The organism is Pelomonas lactea (assembly GCF_043555885.1).
GTDB classification, from domain to species: Bacteria; Pseudomonadota; Gammaproteobacteria; order Burkholderiales; family Burkholderiaceae_C; genus Pelomonas; species Pelomonas lactea.
Genome location: NZ_JBIGHX010000002.1, coordinates 282,137 through 300,509 on the forward strand (window position 1 = coordinate 282,137; position 18,373 = coordinate 300,509).

The 18,373-nt window shown below is 71.8% G+C and carries 14 protein-coding genes; 3 read left to right on the forward strand and 11 right to left on the reverse strand.

Annotation, left to right across the window (positions count from 1 at the left end; translation table 11 throughout):
* Nucleotides 1–5: 5 nt before the first annotated feature.
* The 11 genes from ACG04Q_RS05635 to ACG04Q_RS05685 form a co-directional block, all read right to left on the reverse strand.
* Complete coding sequence (locus ACG04Q_RS05635) at nucleotides 6–773, reverse strand: ABC transporter ATP-binding protein (RefSeq protein WP_394509900.1); 768 nt, start codon at nucleotides 771–773, stop codon at nucleotides 6–8.
* A 1-nt stretch (nucleotide 774) separates the two neighbouring features.
* Nucleotides 775–1,890 carry a succinylglutamate desuccinylase/aspartoacylase family protein gene (locus ACG04Q_RS05640; protein ID WP_394509901.1) on the reverse strand — a complete coding sequence of 372 codons (1,116 nt, stop codon included), beginning with the start codon at nucleotides 1,888–1,890 and terminating at the stop codon, nucleotides 775–777.
* 2 nt (nucleotides 1,891–1,892) lie between these two features.
* Complete coding sequence (locus ACG04Q_RS05645) at nucleotides 1,893–2,579, reverse strand: ABC transporter permease (RefSeq protein ID WP_394509902.1); 687 nt, start codon at nucleotides 2,577–2,579, stop codon at nucleotides 1,893–1,895.
* On the reverse strand, nucleotides 2,576–3,268 hold the full coding sequence (locus tag ACG04Q_RS05650; RefSeq protein WP_394509903.1) for an ABC transporter permease: 693 nt from the start codon (nucleotides 3,266–3,268) through the stop codon (nucleotides 2,576–2,578). Before ACG04Q_RS05650 ends, ACG04Q_RS05645 begins: the two co-directional genes overlap by 4 nt.
* A 2-nt stretch (nucleotides 3,269–3,270) precedes the next feature.
* Nucleotides 3,271–4,050 (reverse strand): transporter substrate-binding domain-containing protein, encoded by a 780-nt coding sequence (locus ACG04Q_RS05655; protein ID WP_394509905.1) that lies wholly within the window; start codon nucleotides 4,048–4,050, stop codon nucleotides 3,271–3,273.
* Nucleotides 4,050–4,829 carry an ABC transporter substrate-binding protein gene (locus tag ACG04Q_RS05660; protein WP_394509906.1) on the reverse strand — a complete coding sequence of 260 codons (780 nt, stop codon included), beginning with the start codon at nucleotides 4,827–4,829 and terminating at the stop codon, nucleotides 4,050–4,052. Before ACG04Q_RS05660 ends, ACG04Q_RS05655 begins: the two co-directional genes overlap by 1 nt.
* Before the next feature lie 26 nt (nucleotides 4,830–4,855).
* Nucleotides 4,856–5,812: an alpha/beta fold hydrolase gene (locus tag ACG04Q_RS05665; RefSeq protein ID WP_394509907.1), complete on the reverse strand. Its 957-nt coding sequence runs from the start codon at nucleotides 5,810–5,812 to the stop codon at nucleotides 4,856–4,858.
* 79 nt (nucleotides 5,813–5,891) lie between these two features.
* Entirely contained in the window at nucleotides 5,892–6,629 is a 738-nt protein-coding gene (locus tag ACG04Q_RS05670) for a sulfurtransferase (protein WP_394509908.1), read from the reverse strand.
* Between the two features lie 14 nt (nucleotides 6,630–6,643).
* Nucleotides 6,644–7,747 (reverse strand): HD-GYP domain-containing protein, encoded by a 1,104-nt coding sequence (locus ACG04Q_RS05675; RefSeq protein WP_394509909.1) that lies wholly within the window; start codon nucleotides 7,745–7,747, stop codon nucleotides 6,644–6,646.
* Nucleotides 7,744–9,771: an ATP-binding response regulator gene (locus ACG04Q_RS05680; protein WP_394509910.1), complete on the reverse strand. Its 2,028-nt coding sequence runs from the start codon at nucleotides 9,769–9,771 to the stop codon at nucleotides 7,744–7,746. Before ACG04Q_RS05680 ends, ACG04Q_RS05675 begins: the two co-directional genes overlap by 4 nt.
* Nucleotides 9,771–12,083, reverse strand: coding sequence for a hybrid sensor histidine kinase/response regulator (locus ACG04Q_RS05685; protein WP_394509911.1), 2,313 nt, complete (start codon nucleotides 12,081–12,083; stop codon nucleotides 9,771–9,773). The genes ACG04Q_RS05680 and ACG04Q_RS05685 overlap by 1 nt, the downstream gene beginning before the upstream one ends.
* A 138-nt stretch (nucleotides 12,084–12,221) precedes the next feature.
* Between ACG04Q_RS05685 and ACG04Q_RS05690 the strand changes: the two genes are divergently transcribed.
* Genes ACG04Q_RS05690 through ACG04Q_RS05700 form a run of 3 tightly spaced genes read left to right on the forward strand, consistent with a single transcriptional unit; the run spans nucleotide 12,222 to nucleotide 18,358 of the window.
* Nucleotides 12,222–13,388 carry a response regulator gene (locus ACG04Q_RS05690; protein ID WP_394509912.1) on the forward strand — a complete coding sequence of 389 codons (1,167 nt, stop codon included), beginning with the start codon at nucleotides 12,222–12,224 and terminating at the stop codon, nucleotides 13,386–13,388.
* Between the two features lie 3 nt (nucleotides 13,389–13,391).
* The gene (locus ACG04Q_RS05695) at nucleotides 13,392–14,600 is read left to right on the forward strand and encodes a transporter substrate-binding protein (protein ID WP_394509913.1); all 1,209 of its coding nucleotides are present in this window, start codon (nucleotides 13,392–13,394) and stop codon (nucleotides 14,598–14,600) included.
* A complete protein-coding gene (locus tag ACG04Q_RS05700) occupies nucleotides 14,600–18,358 on the forward strand; it encodes a hybrid sensor histidine kinase/response regulator (protein ID WP_394509914.1) in 3,759 nt (1,252 codons plus the stop codon). The genes ACG04Q_RS05695 and ACG04Q_RS05700 overlap by 1 nt, the downstream gene beginning before the upstream one ends.
* The last annotated feature ends 15 nt before the right edge of the window (nucleotides 18,359–18,373 follow it).

Consider the following 18,373-nt stretch of genomic DNA (forward strand, 5'->3'; position numbering starts at 1 on the left):
GCCGCCTACTTCAGCCCGCCGCTGAGGAACTGCTGCAGCCGCTCGCACTGCGGGCGGATCAGCATCTCCTTGGGGTTGCCTTCCTCCTCGACCTTGCCCTGATGCAGGAACAGGCAGTGGTTGGACACCTCGCGTGCAAAGCCCATCTCGTGCGTGACGACGATCATCGTGCGCCCCTCGGCGGCGAGGTCGCGCATCACCTTCAGCACCTCGCCCACCAGCTCCGGGTCCAGCGCCGAGGTGGGTTCGTCGAACAGCATCACCTCCGGGTCCACGGCCAGCGCGCGGGCGATGGCGACGCGCTGCTGCTCGCCACCGGACAGCTGCGCCGGGTAGACGTTCGCGCGGTGCGACACGCCCACGCGCGCCAGCAGCGCCTGGGCGCGCTCGACAGCCTCGGCCCGCGGCTTGCCCAGCACGTGGATGGGCGCCTCGATGACGTTCTCCAGCACCGTCATGTGGGCCCAGAGGTTGAAGTTCTGGAACACCATGGCCAGCCGCGCGCGCCAGCGCTGCAGCTGTGCTGCCTCTGCGGCCTTCAGGCTGCCGTCGCGGTCGCGCACGAGCTTCAGCGCCTCGCCGCCCAGCGCCAGCTCGCCTTCATGCGGCTGCTCCAGCAGGTTCAGGCAGCGCAGGAAGGTGCTCTTGCCCGAGCCGGACGAGCCGATCAGCGTGACGACGTCGCCGCGTGCGGCGCTCAGCGAGATGCCTTTCAGCACCTCGCGGTCGCCGAAGCGTTTGTGGATGTTGGTGGCCTGCAGTTGGATCGTCATGTCAGGCCCCCAGCAGCTTGCCGGTGCGCAGCGCCTGCTTGCCGGCGACCTTGGCGACGCGCATGCCGGCGTTGGCAAAGCGCAGGAAGTCGCGTGCGAAGAACAGGCCGTCGACGGGGCTGGTCAGCTCGGTGACCTGGGCCGTGATGGGGTCGATGACATGCGCCAGCACGTCGCCGGCCTTCACGTCCTCGCCCACCGCCTTCAGAAAGGTCAGCACGCCCGCCACGGGGGACTTGATGGGCATGCTGCCGGCCAGCGGGCGGGCGTCGCCTTGGGGCTCGGGCAGCGCGGGCTTGTCGCCGGCAATGAGGCCGCGCCAACGCAGGAAATCGACGATGTTCCTCGCGTCGGCAGCCGCCAGCTCGTGCGTCACGTCGGTGGCGCCGCGCAGCTCCACGGTGACCGACAGGCAGGCCTGCGGGATGGGGAAGCGCTCGCCGAAATGCGCCTTCCACTTCCACCAGACCTGCGAGCAGGCTTCGTCGAACGGGTTGTCGCCCGAGTCCTGCGCGAGCAGCGTCAGCCGTGAACCGAGGAAGCGCGCGAGCGGCTCGCAGTCGGGCCAGCAGGGCGTCTCGGTGTAGAGGTGCATGACGGCCTGGGCGTCGCAGTGCAGGTCCAGCACGATGTCGGCGTCGCAGGACAAACCCATCAGTGCGCGGCGCTGCGACTGCAGTTCGGTGTCCACCGGCGAGGCCTGCACCGCGGCCTTCAACGCGCGGCGCAGCAGCGCGACATTGGCGGCCGGGTCGGCGCCGAGCAGCGGCTCGACGGCGGCAGCCACGGCGGCGATCTGGTCGGGGTAGTGGCGGTTGAAGTTCTCGCCCGACATCAGCTCGAAGCGGCCCAGGTGCGCGTGCAGCAGGAACTGGGAGAGGCCGATGGGATTGGCCATCGGCACAAGGACGATCTCACCCGTGATGTGCCCGGCGGCTTCCAGCGCATCGAGCTGCTGGCGCAGGTGGTGGGCCACCAGCATGCCGGGCAGCTCGTCGCCGTGCAGCGAGGCCTGGATGTAGGCCTTCTGGCCGCCGGGCTTGCCGTAGTGCAGCGAGACCAGCTCGCGCTGGGTGCCGGGGGCGGGGGAGAGGAGAGGGTGGCGATGGAGTTGCATGGTCAGCGGCTCATCATGGGTTTGAGCCAGCGGTTCTCGGCGAAGCGGAACAGCCCGACCAGGCCGAGCGTCAGCACGAAGTAGAAGATGCCGGCGGTGATGAAGGCCTCGAAGGGCAGGTAGTACTTGGCGTTGACGGCGCGGGCGGCGCCGGTGAGGTCCAGCAGCGTGACGACGCTGGCCAGCGAGGTGCCGTGCAGCATGAAGATGGCCTCGTTGCCGTAGGCGGGCAGCGCGCGGCGCAGCGCTGCGGGCAGCACGATGCGGCGCAGCATCAGCGCGCGGCCCATGCCCAGCGCCTTGGCCGCCTCGATCTCGCCGGCGGGCAGCGCGCGGATGCTGCCGGCGATGATCTCGGTCGTGTAGGCGGCGGTGTTCAGCGTGAACGTCAGCCAGGCGCAGAACGTGGCCGACGACAGCCAGGGCCAGGCCCAGCTCTCGCGCACCGCGTCGAACTGCGCCAGGCCGTAGTAGACGAGGAACAGCTGCACCAGCATGGGCGTGCCGCGGAACACGTAGGTGTAGGCCCAGACGAGACGCGAGGCCAGGCCCCGGGACACGGTGCGCACGAGGGCCAGCGGCACGGCGATCAGCAGGCCGCAGCCCAGCGACAGCGCCAGCAGCTTCAGCGTGATGCCCAGGCCCTCCCAGTACATCGGCAGGTTCTCGACGATGGCGTCGAAGTTCACAGCTCACCCTTTCGCACGCCGATGGCCAGGCGCCGGTTCGCCCAGCCGAACACCAGCTCCGACACGCTGGTGAAGACGAGGTAGATCAGCGCCACGGCGAGGTAGAAGCTGAACGGCTCGCGCGTGTTGCCGGCGGCCTGCTGGCCGCGCGTCATCAGGTCGGACAGGCCGATGATGGACACGATGGCCGTGCTCTTGATGAGCACCAGCCAGTTGTTGGACAGCCCCGGCAGCGCGTGGCGCAGCATCTGCGGCAGCGTGATGCGCACCAGCACCTGGCGCGGGCTCATGCCGTAGGCCAGGCCGGCTTCGCGCTGGCCCGGCGGCACGGCCAGGAAGGCGCCGCGGAAGGCCTCGGTCAGGTAGGCGCCGAAGATGAAGCCGATGGTGAGCACGCCGGCAACGAAGGGGTCGATGTCGATGTAGTCCTCATGGCCCAGCATGGGGGCCACGGTGTTGACGGCCACCTGGCCGCCGTAGAAGACCAGCAGCATCAGCACCAGGTCGGGCACGCCGCGGATCAGCGTCGTGTAGGTGGCGGCGATGGCCTGCAGCACGCGCGAGCGCGACAGCTTGGCCAGCGCGCCGGCCAGGCCCAGCGCGGCAGCCACGGCCAGAGACGACAGCGCCACGCCCAGCGTGACGGCGGCGCCTTCGAGAAGGCTGGGAAGGAATCCGTGCAGCAGCATGGTCAGCGTGGAGTCACGAGGTCGAAACTGAAGTAGCGGTCGTTGAGCGCCTTGAGCGCACCGCTGCTGCGCAGCGCGGCCAGCGCCTCATCCAGGCGCACGCCCAGCGTCTGCGCGTCAGCCTTGCGCAGGCCCACGGCGATGCCCTTGCCGTAGTACTGCTCGTCGCGGCCGAAATCAGGGCCGGCGAACGCGAAGCCGCGTCCCTCGGAGCGGTTCAGGAAGCCGAACTGCGCGATGACGGCGTCCACCAGCGTGGCGTCCAGGCGGCCGGCGCGGAGGTCGAGAAACGCCTGGTCCTGCGTCGCATAGCGCAACACCTGGCTGTCCTTGAACTGTGCGGCCAGCAGCCGCTCGTGGATGGTGCCGCGCTCCACGCCGATGCGCTTGCCCCTCATGCCGGCGGGGCTGACGTCCGGCCGCGAGTCCGTGCGCACGACCATTCGCACCGGCGAGTAGTAGTAGGCCGACGAGAACGCGATCAACTGCTGGCGCTCCGGCGTGACCGACATGGAGGCCATGATGGCGTCGATCTTGCGCGCGCGCAGGGCGGGGATGAGGCCGTCGAAGTCCAGCATGACGGGGACGCACTGCAGGCCCATGCGCGCGCACAGCGCGTGAGCCAGGTCCACCTCGAAGCCCTTGAGCTGGCCGTCGCTGCCCACCTCGCTGAACGGCGCGTAGCCCGCCGCGAGGCCGACACGCAGCTTCAGCGACGGCGCCTGGCCCAGGGCCGGACCGGCCAGGGCGAGCGGGGCAAGCAGCGCGGCGCGGCGTCGCATCACTTCTTGGCGGGTGCGATGTCGTAGTCGAAGTATTTGTCGGCCAGCTTCTTGAATGTGCCGTTGGCCTGCACCGCGTCGATGGCGGCATTGAACTTCTTGCCCAGCGTCGCCTCGTCGGCCTTGCGCAGCCCGACGCCGGTGCCGGCGCCGAAGATCTTGTCGTCAAGCACCGGGCCGCCGACGAAGGCGAAGCCCTTGCCTTCGGGCTTCTTCAGGAAGCCGAAGTCGGCGGCGGGCGAGTCCATCAGCGTGGCGTCGATGCGGCCGCTTTTGAGGTCCAGGAACACCTGGTCCTGGCTGCCGTAGCGCACCACCTCACTCTGCTTGAAGTTGGCGGCGGCGTAGGTCTCATGCGTGGTGCCACGCTGCACGCCGATCTTCTTGCCCTTCAGGCCGGCGGCCGTGGGCTCCAGCTTCACGCCGGCCTTGGCGACCAGCCGCGCCGGCGTCGAGTAGTAGGGCTTGGAGAACGCGATGACCTTCTCGCGCTCGGCCGTGATGGAGACGCTGGCGAAGATGGCGTCCACCTTGCGCGACTGCAGCGCCGGGATGAGCCCGTCGAACTCCTGCTGCACCAGCGTGCACTGGGCCTTCATCTCCGCGCAGTAGGCCTGCACCAGCTCGATCTCAAAGCCCTTCAACTTGCCGTCGGTGCCGATCTCGGAGAAGGGCGGGTAGGCGCCTTCGACGCCGATGCGCAGCTTCTTCCACTCGGGGGCCTGGGCCTGGGCGACCGAGGCGGCCAGGGCGAGGACGAACAGGGCGGTTTTCTTCATGTCTGACCTTTTGGGTGGGACGGTGTTCAGGGCGTGACGCTGGGTAGCCAGTCGCGCAAGGCCGCAAGGGTAGCAGCCGGGTCCTCCTCCTGAGGCACATGGCCCAGGGTGGGGAAGGTCACGAGCTGGCTGCCCGGGATGGCGGTGTGGAAGGCCTGGCCCCAGCGCGGCGGGATGAGGCGGTCCTTGCCGCCCCAGAGGATCAGCGTCGGCACGCGGATGTCGCCCAGCCGCTGCACCGGCCCCGGGGCCATCTGGTCCATACGCTGCATCAGCGCCACGCGGTTGCCTTCGCGCAACGCCAGCTCGTAGTAGCGGTCCACCAGCGCGGCCGTCACGCGCGACGGGTCGCCGTAGACGTCCAGCACGCTCGCCTCGATGGCGCGGCGTGGCAGCACCCAGCGCATGCCCTCGCGCAGCACCGGCGTGCGCGCGACACGAAAGCCCAGCGGCAGCGATTCGGGTACGAAGTCGAAGCCGGTCGCGTCGATCAGCACCAGACCCGCCACGCGCGCCGGGTCGGCCAGCGCCAGCTCCCAGGCGACGCCGCCGCCCAGCGAGTTGCCCGCGACGATGGCCCGGCCCACGCCCAGCCGGGACAGCAGCGCGCGCGTGAACGCGACGTAGCGGGCCTCGCGGTAGTCGCCGTCGGCGTTGGGGCCGGTCAGGCCGAAGCCCGGCAGGTCGAAGCTGATGACGCGGCGGGTGCGCGACAGCTCGGTCGCCCAGCCCTCCCAGGTGTGCAGGCTGGCGCTGGTGCCGTGGATGAGCACCAGCGGCAGCGGGTCGCTGCTGGGGCCCTGGTCGCGCACGTGCACCAGCAGGCCGTCCACCTCGACGAAGTCCGACGGCGGCGGTGCCCAGCGTGGCACCAGACTCTCCAGCGACCGGTCGGGCGCCTTGCTGGCGGCAAAACCCAGCGCGGCCAGCATCAGCAGGATGCCGACGGCTTTCAGCGCCAGATCGCTGAACCTGCCGGTCATGCGCGCCCCTCGGCCGGCGAGTACGCCACCCGATCCCCCGAGGAGATGCGTGCCCGGCCTGGGGCAGCCCGGCGCTCGCTCACGTCGGACTTAGATCGGCGTTGACGCCGCGGCGGTCGTCGAAGACGAAGCAGTTGCCGTGGTAGTGCCTGCCGCCGGTGTCCTCGAAGTACTTCAGGATGCCGCCGTCCAGCTGCCAGGCCGTCAGACCCTGCTCCTGCAGCAGCATGGCGGCCTTCTCGCAGCGGATGCCGCCGGTGCAGTAGCTCACGACGGTCTTGCCGACCAGCTCGTCGCGGTGGGCGGCCAGCGCGTCGGGGAAGTCGCTGAACTTGTGCAGCCGCCAGTCGATGGCACCGTCGAAAGCGCCCGCGTCCACCTCGAAGCCGTTGCGCGTGTCCAGCATGACGACCTCGCGGCCTTCGTCATCCACGCCCTGGTCCAGCCAGCGCAGCAGCGTTGCCGGCGGCAGTGCCGGGGCGCGCGGGGCCTGGTCGGGGCGCACGGCGGGCCGGTTCATGCGGATGATCTCGGGCTTGACCTTCACCTTCAGTCGCTGGAAGGGCTGCACCTCGCTCCAGCTTTCCTTGGGGGTCAGCGTCGCGAAGCGGGCGTCGGCGCGCAGCTCATCCACCCAGGCATTCACGGCGGCGGCCGGGCCGGCCAGGAAGAGGTTGATGCCTTCCTCGGCAATCAGCACGGTGCCCTTCAGGTCCAGCGCGAGCGCGCGCGCCTCGAGACGGTCCCGCAGCGAGGCCGTGTCGGCCAGCGAGACGAAGAGGTAGCAGGAGATGTTGAGAATGTGACCGGACTGCATGAGGGGGCGGATTATCAGTCCGCCCACCGGGAGGCGATCTGCCGCACATCGTCCACGCAGGCCTCCAGCGCCGCGACGACGTGCGGGTCGAAGTGGCTGCCGCTGCCGGCGCGGATGAAGTCCAGCGCCTCCTCGTGCGTCATGGCCTGCTTGTAGGGCCGCTCGCTGATCAGCGCGTCGTAGACGTCGGCCACCGCCATCAGCCGGGCCGACAGCGGGATGGCCTCGCCGGCCAGGCCGTCGGGGTAGCCGCTGCCGTCCCACTTCTCGTGGTGGTGCCGGGCAATCTGCTTGCCGAAGGTCAGCATCAGGCCGGCGTCGTCGCCCAGCCGGTCGATGGCGCGCTGCAGCAGGTCGGCGCCCTGTTCTGCATGGGTCTTCATGACGCGCCATTCGTCCGCCGACAGCCGGCCCGGCTTGAGCAGGATGCCGTCGGGGATGGCCACCTTGCCGATGTCGTGCAGCGGCGCGGCCTTGGCCAGTTCGTCGATGGCGGCCTCGCTCAGGTCGGCCGGGCCGTCGGGCTGGGCCGCGATCCAGCGTGCCAGCGTGCGCACGTACTCCTGCGTGCGCTGGATGTGGTTGCCTGTGTCGGCGTCACGGAACTCGGCCAGCCCCACCATGACGAACAGCGTCGTGTCGCGCAGCCGCTCCACCTCGCGCCGGCGCGCGTCCAGCTCGCCGCTGAGCTGGGCGTTGTGGTTGAGCAGGTGGTCCTCCGCGAGCTTGAGCTGCAGGTGGGTGCGCACGCGTGCGAGCACCGTGGATGGGTTGAAGGGCTTGTGGATGAAGTCGGCTGCACCGGCCGCGAAGCCGCTGCTCTCGTCCTCGGGCCGCGTCAGCGCGGTCAGGAAGATGACCGGCACGCGGCGCGTGGCCGGGTCGGCCTTCAGGCGGCGGCAGACCTCGTAGCCGTCCATCTCCGGCATCATGATGTCCAGCACGATCAGATCCGGCGGCTGGCGGCGGCAGATCTCCAGCGCCTTGGCGCCGCTGACGGCCAGCTGCACGCGGTAGTCGGGCTTGAGCACCTGGGCCAGCAGTGTCAGGTTGGCCGGCGTGTCGTCGACGACCAGCACGGTGGCCTGCGGTGACAGGAAAACGTCGTGCGGCGTCATGGCACCTTGTCCTTGTCGCCGCGCAACGCGGCCTGTGCCTCGTCGAAGTCAAAGCGCTGCATGGCGCCGGCCAGCGCCTTGGCCTGCCGCGCGGGCAGCATCTCCAGCACCGCGGAACCGTGCCGCTCCCACAGCGTCAGCGCATGGCTGTCGGCGTCGCCCAGCAGCGTGTCCAGCTCGCTGATCAGCGTGGCCGCGTCGGTGGTGGCGGCCGGGCCCGGGTCTGGCGCAGCGTCGTCGGGCTCGGCGGCCACGAAGGGCAGCGGGCGCTCCACGTCCAGCAGGCGGCGCAGCGTGTGTGGCAGCAGCGGCTTGGGTACGAGTGCATGCGCACCCTGGCGCAGTGCGCGCTCGCGCAACACCGGCGTGTCGAAGGCGCTCAGCAGCACGGCGCGGCGTACGCGCGCCGGGCCGGCCTCGGACAGCCGGCGCAGCAGCTCGCCGCCTTCCATGTCGGGCAACACCCAGTCCACCAGCAGCAGGTCCAGCGGCTGGCTGGCCGGCGTGCTGGCCAGCCTGGCCATCGCCTGGGCGCCCTGGGGCAGCACGTCGATGTGCGCCGAGGGCGCCAGCGCCTTCAGCAGCGCCAGCAAGGCGTCGTGCCCCGCGCTGTGCGGCGCCTGCACCAGCACGATGCTGGCGGGCTCGGTCATCGGCGGCGGCGGCAGGCCGGGGCAGGGTGCCGGCGGCAGCACCAGTTCGAACGCGCTGCCGCGGCCGGGCGTGCTGCGCGCGGTCAGCGTGCCGCCCATGCGTTCTGCCAGAGCGCGGCAGATGGCCAGGCCCAGCCCCGTGCCGCCAAAACGCCGCGTGGCGCCGGCCTCGGCCTGCGCGAACGGCGTGAACAGGCGGGCCAGTTGCTCGGGTGTCAGGCCCACGCCGCTGTCGCGCACGCGCAGCCGCCAGGCGCCGCCTTCGTCCAGCGCGGCGCTCAGCTTGACCTGGCCGGCCGGCGTGAACTTGACGGCGTTGACCAGCAGCTCGGTGACGAGCTGTGTCAGCCGTGCTGCATCGCCGCGGCGCGCGCCGGCCGCGCCCAGCAGCTCGGGCGACGTGATCTCGCACAGCAGCTCCAGCTGCTTGGCCTGGGCCGCGGGGCGCACGGCGTCGAAGGCACTGGCCAGCAGCGGCTCCAGCCGCAGCGGCTCGTCGGCCAGCGGCAGGCGGCCGGCGTCCAGGTCGGCGTAGTCCAGCAGACCGTCGATGAGCCGCAGCAGCGCCTCGCCAGCCTGCGCCACCTCCAGCAGCTGGCTGCGCTGGCCGGCGTTCAGGCGGCCGGCCAGCAGCAACCGCGTCTGGCCCAGCACGGTGTTCATGGGCGTGCGGATCTCGTGGCCGATGTTGGCAAGGAAGTCGGACTTGGCGCGCGATGCCGCCTCGGCCGCCGCCCGGGAGCGTTCCAGCTCCACCAGGCGGGACTTCACGAGATCGTCGGGCGTGGCCGGCCCGTCGCCGGCCGGTGCCAGCAGCGCCAGCAGCGCCAGCTGGCGCGACAGCCCCCACAGTGCCAGGCAGAACATGACCTGGCACAGCGCCAGGTTGGCCAGCAGCGGCCAGGCCGCCAGCAGCCACTGCGGCGGCTGGCCGGCAAAGCGCAGCAGCGTGGGTGGCGCCAGCATCAGCGCGAGCAGCGCCAGCGCGATGACCAGCGCCTGGCGGGCGCGCCAGGTCGTGAACAGCAGCAGGCAGCCGCCCAGCGTCCACGGCGCCAGGCTGCCCAGCGTGTACAGGCTCGGGCCGGGGTCGGGGCGCAGTGTGTACAGCAGCATGTTGGTGCTGAAGTACAGCGCCAGCAGCGTGACGCCTGTGCGCTGCCACAGCCCAAGCTGCCGCGGCCGCCGCCATACCAGCGCCAGCAGCGCCGAGAACGCGGCGGCCAGCAGCGGATAGGCGACGCGGTCGTTGGGGTCGATGACGCCCAGCAGCGTCTCGCTGGCCCAGGCGCCCAGCGCCGACGCGACGATGAGGCCGAACAGCCAGCGCGTGCCGACGGCGCCCATGACCACCAGCGTGGCGCCGGCCATCAGCGTGCCTCCCGCAGCGCCAGCAGTGCGGCGTCGAAGTCCAGCACACCCAGCGCCTGCTCCAGCCGCGCAGCGGTGGCCGCGTCCAGGCCGCTGTGCGCGCCGTGCGCCTGCCACCAGTCGAGCGCACGGCTGTCGCTTTGGCCCAGCAGCAGCTGCAGCGCGGCGAGGTCGCCCGGGCTCTGCGCCTGCGGTGCTGGCGATGCCTCCCCGAGCGCGGCGCGAACTTCCGCCAGCAGCGCCGTCAGCGCCGTGTCCACGCGGGCCAGCTGTGCGGTCGAGGCCGCCGCATCCGCCAGGGCGGCGCTGCGCTCCAGCGCCAGCGCCAGACGGTGCAGCGGCTGCGCGCCCAGCGTCGCCGCCAGGCCCTGCAGCGTGTGCGCGGCGCGGCGCAGCTCGGGCCAGTCGCCGTCGTCCAGCCAGCCGACCCACGTTGCCAGGCCATCGGCGTACTGCGTCGCGAAGCCCTGCAGCGTGCGCCTATACAGCGCCGCCTGGCCCCCGAACTGGCGCAGGCCGGCCGCCATGTCCAGCACCGGCAACGCCGGGGCGGGTGTCGGCGCGGGGCGGTAGCGCTGCAGCTCGCGCACCAGCCGGGCCACATCCAGCGGCTTGGCGATGTGGCCCTGCATGCCCGCGGCCAGGCACTGCGCGCGCTCGTCGCCCAGCGCATGCGCCGTCATGGCCAGCACCGGCAGGGTCTCGAAGCCGGGCAGCTCGCGCAGGCGGCGCGTGGCGCTCAGGCCGTCCAGCACCGGCATCTGCAGATCCATCAACACCAGGTCGTAGGCGCCGGGGCCGGCGGCCTGCAGCCGGTCCAGCCCTTCCTGGCCGTCGCCGGCGACGTCAACCCGCGCGCCATGGCTGCCGAGCAGACGCAGCGCGATTTCCTGGTTGATGGGATGGTCCTCGACGAGCAGCACGCGCAGGCCGGCCAGGGGCTGGGCGTCCGCGCCCGCCGCTGGGCGCTCTGCCGACGCGTCGCGCAGCAGCCGGCGCAGCTCGCCCGGCAGCAGCGGCTGCGGGCACAGCGCACGGGCGCCGAATGCGCGCAGCTGACCGGTGCTGTCATCCGCACCGCGGGGGCTCAGCACGGCGATGCGCAGGGCCGGGTGGTCGCGGCGCAGCCGGGCCAGCAGGTCGGCGCCAGTCGGGCCGGGGCCCGGCAGGGCCCAGTCCAGCAGCAACCAGTCGAACGCTAGGCCGGCCGCGCGCGCCTGGTCCAGCGCGGCCAGCGTGCCGGCAACGTCGGCGCTGGCCTCCAGCGCGGGCCCCAGGCCCAGGTGCGTGAGCAGCGCCTGCGTGGCCGCGCGACTGCCGGCGTGGGCGTCGGCCAGCAGCAGCCTGGACGGCGGCAGCGGCGGGGCCGGCGCGGTGGCGGCGTCTTGCGGCAGCGCCAGCCGGATGATGAAGCGGCTGCCGTGGCCCGGCGTGCTTTGCACGTCCAGCGTGCCGCCCATCAGCTCGACGAGCCGGCGCGTGATGGCCAGCCCCAGGCCGGTGCCGCCCAGGCGGCGCGGCACCGAGGCATCGCCCTGGTGGAACTCGCGGAACAGCGCGGCGATCTGCTCGCTGTCCATGCCGATGCCGCTGTCCTGCACGGTGATTTGCAGCGCTACCGCGCCAGCTACCTCGCCCGGCGCGTCCAGCCGCAGCACGACCTGGCCGGCCGGCGTGAACTTGAGCGCGTTGGACAGCAGGTTGACCAGCACCTGCTGCAGCCGCAGCGCGTCGCCCAGCAGCTGGCCGCGGGCACCGAGCAGGCCGGCGTCGACCCAGTCGCACACCAGCGCGACGCCGGGCGTGGCGTGCAGCGGGCGCACCATCTCCACGGCCTGCGCGACGACGTCCTCCAGCCGCAGCGGGTGTGACTCCATGCGTAACTGGCCGGCCTCGATCTTGGAGACATCCAGCACGTCGTTGATGAGGCCCAGCAGCGTGCGCGAGGCGGCGTCGGCCTTGGTCAGCAGCTCGCGTTGCTCCGGCGTCAGCGGCGTCTGCAGCGCCAGCTGCGTCATGCCCATGATGGCGTTCATGGGCGTGCGGACCTCGTGGCTGATCTGTGCGAGGAACCGCGTCTTGGCCTCGGTGGCGGCCTGCGTGGCCGCGGCATGAGCGCGGGCCTCGGCGTCGCGCCGGTGCAGCGCCAGCGCGCACAGCGGTGGCAGCGGCAGCAGCAGCGCGTTCAGCACGAGCGCGGCATCCACGGCGCCGCCCGTGCTGGCGCGCAGGTTCAGCAGCAGGGCCAGCAGCGCCAGCAGGGCGGCCGCGGCAAACAGCAGGAGGGCGTACGTGGCGTGGCGCTGGGACATGGAACGGCCGCTTGGGGCTGGCCGATTATGGATAGCGGCCGTCGGCAAATGTGGGCAGGAATGCACACCCCCGCCCTGGGGAAAGCCCAGGGCGGCGTGCTGGCGCGGCGCCTGACGCAGCGGTTATCCTGAAGCGCCATGCCGCTGATCCTCGTCGTCGACGACCAACCGAGCAACATCCACGCGCTGTACCAGCTGCTGGTGGACAACTGCGAGGTGTCCATGGCGACCAGCGGTGCCGAGGCACTGGCCTTCTGCGCGCAGCAGCTGCCCGACCTGATCCTGCTCGACGTGCTGATGCCCGAGATGAGCGGCTACGAGGTCTGCGACCGCCTGAAGGCCGACCCGCGCACGCGCGGCGTGCCGGTCATCTTCGTCACCGTGCAGGGCAGCGCCGCCGACGAGGCCGAAGGCTTCGCCCACGGCGCGGTGGACTACATCCCCAAGCCCTTCGTCGATGTCGTCGTGAAGGCGCGCGTGCGCACGCAGCTGGCGCTGAAGCTGGCGTCCGAGAGCTTCGCGCGCTCGCAGATCGAGCTGTTCCAGCGCGACAAGCTGGCGTCGGTGGGCCGCACCATTGCCGGCATTGCGCAGGAGCTGAGTTCGCCGCTGGGCAATGCGCTGATCTCGGCCTGCACGCTGCAGGACGACCTGGCCCACCTGAACGGCCTGGCCCAAGCCGGCAACATCAAGCGCAGCGACCTGGACAAGCACCTGCGCGTCAGCGAGGAGAGTGTCGGGCTGGTGCTGTCCAACCTGCAGCGCACGCTGTCCATCGTCGACTCCTTCCTGCAGTCCACGGCCGACAACTTCGGCGATCAGCGCCGCAGCTTCTCGCTGCTGGAGCTGGTGCACGAGGTGGTGAGCAGCCTGGCGCCGGCACTGGAGGCGCACCAGGTGCGCTGCGAGCTGGACGCCGGCGACGACCTGCACCTGCTGAGCTTTCGCGGCGCGCTGGCCAAGGTGCTGTCCACGCTGATCCAGAACGCCATCAAGCACGCCTACCGCGAGGCCGGCGGCGAGGTGCATCTGCGCGTGCGGCCGCTGGGCACCGACCAGCTCACCATCAGCGTGCAGGACCATGGCGTGGGCATCCCGCCGGGCCTGCTGGGGCGCGTGTTCGACCCGTTCTTCTCGACCCGCTTCGGCCCCAACCGCAGCGAGCCGGGGCTGTACATCGTGCGCAACCTTGTCACCTTCGCACTGGGAGGGCAGATCCAGGTCGACTCCACGCCGGGTGTCGGCACCACGGTGCGGCTGACGCTGCCGCTGATCTCCCCCGAGGCGCGCCGCGCCGCGAACTAGCCGATGCGGATCCGGCGCGCGCTGCTAGGGGGCCTCGTGCTGCTGGCGGTGGGCGTGGCGGCGGTCCTCGCGCTGCGCCGTCCCGCCGGCGACGGCGGCGCGGCCGGCCCCATCGTCATCGGGCTGCTGTCGTCGGGGGACGCGCCGCAGCTGGCCGCGGCCGGGCTGGCGGTGGACGAGCTCAACCGGGGTGCAGGCCTGCTGGGGCGGCGGGTGGCGCTGCGCGTGGAGGATGCGCGTGCCGGCGCCGGGGAGGCCGCCCGGCGGCTCATCGTCGAGGGCCGCGCGGTGGCGCTGTTCGGTTGCGGCACGTCGGATTGCCGCCAGCAGGTGCGCCCGGTCGTCGAGGCCCAGCGGCATCTGCTGTTCTACCCGATGGCGCACGAGGGCATGGAGCGTTCGGCGCACATCGTCTACACCGGCCCCACGCCCAACCAGCAGGTCCTGCCGGCCACCGACTGGGCCATGGGCGGCTTCGGCCGGCGCGTCTACCTCGTCGGCACCGAAGGCCCCTTCCTGCGCGGCGTCCACGCGGTGCTGCGCGATTTCATCCCGCTGCACGGCGGCCAGGTGCTCGGCGAGCGCCATGTGCCGCCGGATTCGCCGGACATGGCCGCCGTCGTCACCGACCTGCGCCGCATGCGGCCCGCACTGGTGCTCAGCACGCTCCGCGGCGCCAGCAACCAGGCCTTCTTCGACGCGCTGGTGGCGGCCGAGCTGGGCGACGTGCCGCTGCTGTCGTTCGTCGCGTCCGAGCCGGAATTGCGCGCCTACGGAGGGGGGCGGCTTGATCTGCACTTCACCGCGTGGAGCTATCTGCAGTCGTTGCCGGGCCCGGCCAACGCGGCCTTTCTTGCGCGGCTGCGCGCGTTGAACGGCCCTGACGCGCAGGCCAGCGATCCCGCCGTGGCCATCTACGTGGCCGTGCATCTGTGGGCCGCGGCCGTGCGCGAGCTGGGCGGCCTGCAGACCGAGGCCGTCAATGCCAGCGTGCTGCAACAGGTCGTCGAAGCTCCCGATGGCTTCGCCGCGCCGGATGCGCAGACCCGCCGGCTGTGGCGCCCGCTGCGCATCGCACAGGTGCGGCCGGACGGGCAGCTGACGGAGGTCTGGCGCACGTCTGCACCCATCCGCCCGTCGGTGTGGCCGACCTACCGGTCGCTGGAGCACTGGCGTGGGCTGATGGCCGCGTACGCGGAGCAGCGGCGGTGATGGCCAGCGTCGCCCCCGAGTCCGGCCGGCCGGCCTGGCGCGTCGGTCCGGCGCTGCTGCTGGGCAGCCTGTTGCTGTCGCTGCTGCCGCTGGGCGCGCTGGGGCTGTGGCAGCTGGCCAGCTTCGAGCGCAGCCTGCGCGATGCCGTCAGCGAAGGGCTGGTGGCCGTCGCGCGCAAGAAGGTCGCCGAGATCAACGAGTACCTCAGCGAGGTGCAGATCGATGCGCAGGTCGTGGCGCAGGCGGCGGACGCGCGCGAGCTGCTGGCACAACGGCGCGATGCGGTGGCAACGCGGGTGCCCGATGCCAGCCGCGCGTTCTTTGCGCGGCTCTATGACACCGGCAAGTACGGCAACCTGATGCTGGTGCAGCCGGATGGACGCATCAGCTTCGCGATGAAGCCGCCGGCCGGCACCAGCCTGGAGCTGGCGCGCCTGGACAGCGGTGCATTCGAGGGCACGGGGTTGCTGGCGGCGCACCGGCAGGCGATCGGCCGGCTGGATGTGCAGCTGACGCCCGTCATGCGGCTGCGCGGCGATGGCCCGGCCACGCTGTTCGTCGTGCACGCGGTCGTCGACGGCAACCAGGTGCTGGGCAGCATAGTGCTGCAGCTGGACCTGGATCGGCTGCTGCGCGTGGCGACCGACCGTTCCGGCCTGCCGCTCAGTGGCGAGACGGTGTTGGTGCGGCAACAGGGCCACGAGGTCGTGTTCGTCAACGATGCGCTGCGCCGCCCGCACGATCCGTCCGTGCGCCCGCTGGACCTGCGCGCGGCGGATGCGCTGCCGGCAGTGCGCGGCCTGCGGGGCGAGAGCGGCAGCGGGCTGGCGCGCAACTATGCGGACGTGGAGGTGTTGTCCTCGTGGCGCTCGCTGCCGGCGCTGGGCTGGGGCATCGCCGTCAACATCGACGCCGACGAGGCGTTCATGCCGGTGCGTTCGCTGCGCAACCGGCTGCTGGTGGCGCTGGGGCTCGCGCTGGGGCTCGCGCTGGGCCTGGCGTTGCTGGTGGGGCGGCGGCTCGTGGAGCCCGTGCAGTTGCTGAACCGCGCGGTCGCGCGCATCGCCGGCGGCAGCCTGGACGAACGCGCGCCCATCTGCGGCTTCACCGAGTTCCGCGAACTGGCGCGCAACTTCAACCACATGACCGAGCAGCTCGTCGTCGAGAAGCAACTGCTGGAGGCGCGCGTGGAGCAGCGCACGCGGGCGCTGAACGACAGCGAGCAGCGCTTTCGTGGCGTGTTCGAGCGGGCGCAGGTGGGCATCGCGCTGTGCGACGCGCAGGGCGTCATCCTCGACGTGAACCAGGCGCTGACGGCCATGCTGTGCCGCACCGGCGAGGAGCTGCGTGGCGGCAAGCTGGCCGATCTGCCGGATTTCCGCCCCGGCCGCGTGCCGGGCGGCGAGCTGGCCCGGCTGGCCGCCGGGCGCATGGAGCATGTGCGCTTCGAACGCGGCTTTGCACTGCCAGGCGGCGGCGAGCTGTTCGTGGACGGCAGCGCCAGTGCCATCCGCGACCGGCGTGGCCGCCTCGTCAACGTCGTGCAGATGCTCATCGACGTGACCGAGCGCCACCGCGCCGAGATCGAGCTGGTGCGTGCCCGCGTGGCCGCCGAGGCGGCCAGCCAGGCCAAGAGCGACTTCCTGGCCAACATGAGCCACGAAATCCGCACGCCCATGAGCGGTGCCCTGGGCATGCTGAACCTGCTGCTGCGTACCGAGCTGACGCCGCGCCAGCACGACTACGCGTCCAAGGCGCGCACGGCCGCGCAGGCGCTGCTGGCCGTCATCAACGATGTGCTGGACTTCTCCAAGGTCGAGGCCGGCAAGATGGAGCTGGACCCGCACCGCTTCGAGCTCAGCGACTTCATGCGCGAGCTGGCCGTCATCCTGTCGGCCAACGTCGGAGCCAAGGACATCGAGGTGCTGTTCCGCCTCGACCCGCGGCTGCCCGCGGCGCTGGTGGGCGACACGACGCGGCTGCGCCAGGTGCTGCTGAACCTGGCCGGCAACGCGCTCAAGTTCACCGAGCAGGGCGAGGTCGTGCTGGCGTTGACGCTGCTCGACGAGACCGGCGGCAAGGCACGCATCCGCTTCGAGGTGCGCGACACCGGCATCGGCATTGCGCCCGACAAGCTGGAACACATCTTCACCGGCTTCAGCCAGGCGGAGCAGAGCACGTCGCGGCGCTACGGCGGCACCGGGCTCGGCCTGGCCATCAGCCGCCGCCTCGTTGCGCTGATGGGCGGCGAGCTGCGGGTGGACAGCCGGGTGGGCGAGGGCAGCCGCTTCCACTTCGAGCTGACGCTGGCCGAGGCGCAGGCGGGCCCGCATGACGCGGCGCCGCTGCCGGCGGGCCTGAAGGTGCTCATCGTCGACGACAACCCGATGGCCCGCGAGGTGCTGCAGGGCATCGGCGAAAGCCTGGGCTGGGACTGCGACCTGGCGCCCAGCGGCGAGCAGGCGCTGGCGCTGGTGCACCTCGCCGCCGAACGTGGTGACCCGCACTACGACCTCATCCTGATGGACTGGCGCATGCCGGGGCTGGACGGCTGGGAGACGTCGCGCCGCATCCGCGACAGCCACGAGTCCGACGCGCCGGTCATCATCATGGTGACGGCGCACGGCCGCGAACTGCTGGCCGAGCGCAGCGAGCAGGAGGTGCAGAGCCTGGGCGGCTACCTGGTCAAGCCGGTCACGGCCTCCATGCTGCAGGACGCCGTCGCGGAGGCCACGCAGGGTGGCCCGCGCACGCGCCGCGCCGAGGGCGGCAAGCAGCGGCTGGCGGGCATGCGGCTGCTGGTGGTGGAGGACAACGGCTTCAACCGCCAGGTGGCGCAGGAGCTGCTGGAGGACGAAGGCGCCGTCGTCACGCTGGCCTTCGGCGGCGTCGAGGGCGCGCACCTGGCGCTGGTCACCGAGCCGCCGTTCGATGCCATCCTGATGGACCTGCAGATGCCCGACATCGACGGTTTCGAGGCCACGCAGCAGATTCTCCGGCGCCGCCCCGACAGCCTGATCATCGCGATGACGGCCAACGCGATGGATGCCGACCGCCAGGCCTGCCTGGCCGCCGGCATGCGCGACCATGTCGCCAAGCCGGTTGACCTGGAGCAACTGGTGGCCTGCCTGCATCGCCACGTGCGCCGCGTGCAGCTGGTGGCGGCTGCCGCCGCGCCGACCGCCGCGCCACAGTTGCTGGACCGTGCCGCCGCGCTGCAGCGCCTGGGCGGCCGCGAAGCCTTGTACCAGCGCCTTGCCACCTCGTTCGCGCAGGATGCGCCCATCGAGATGGATGCGCTGCGCCGCCAGCTCGGCGTGGGGTCCATGCCCGACATCGTGCGCGTGCTGCACACCCTGCGCGGGCTGGCGGGTGCCGTCGGTGCCAACGCGCTGGCGGCGCTGGCCGGCCAGCAGGAGCAGGCGGTGCGCGTGCAGGGCACGCCGCAGGCGGTCGATGTCGACGCGCTCGGGCGCCTGCTGGATGACACGCTGGCCGTGCTGGCGCCGCCGCCCGGGGCCGCCGTGAACACCGCCGGGCCGGCAGACACGCCGGACCCGCTGGATGCGCTGCGTCGGCTGCGGCAACTGCTGCTGGAGCGCAACATGCGCTCCGTGACGGCCTGCGAGCAGTTGGGGCCCCAAGCCGACGCGCTGGGGCCGGAGTTCGCCACGCTGTCCGCGGCCGTCGCCCGGCTGGACTTCGCCAAGGCGCTCAAGGCCTGCGACCAGCTGCTGGAAAGCCTCAATCCGCGCTGAGCCCCCGGCGCGTCA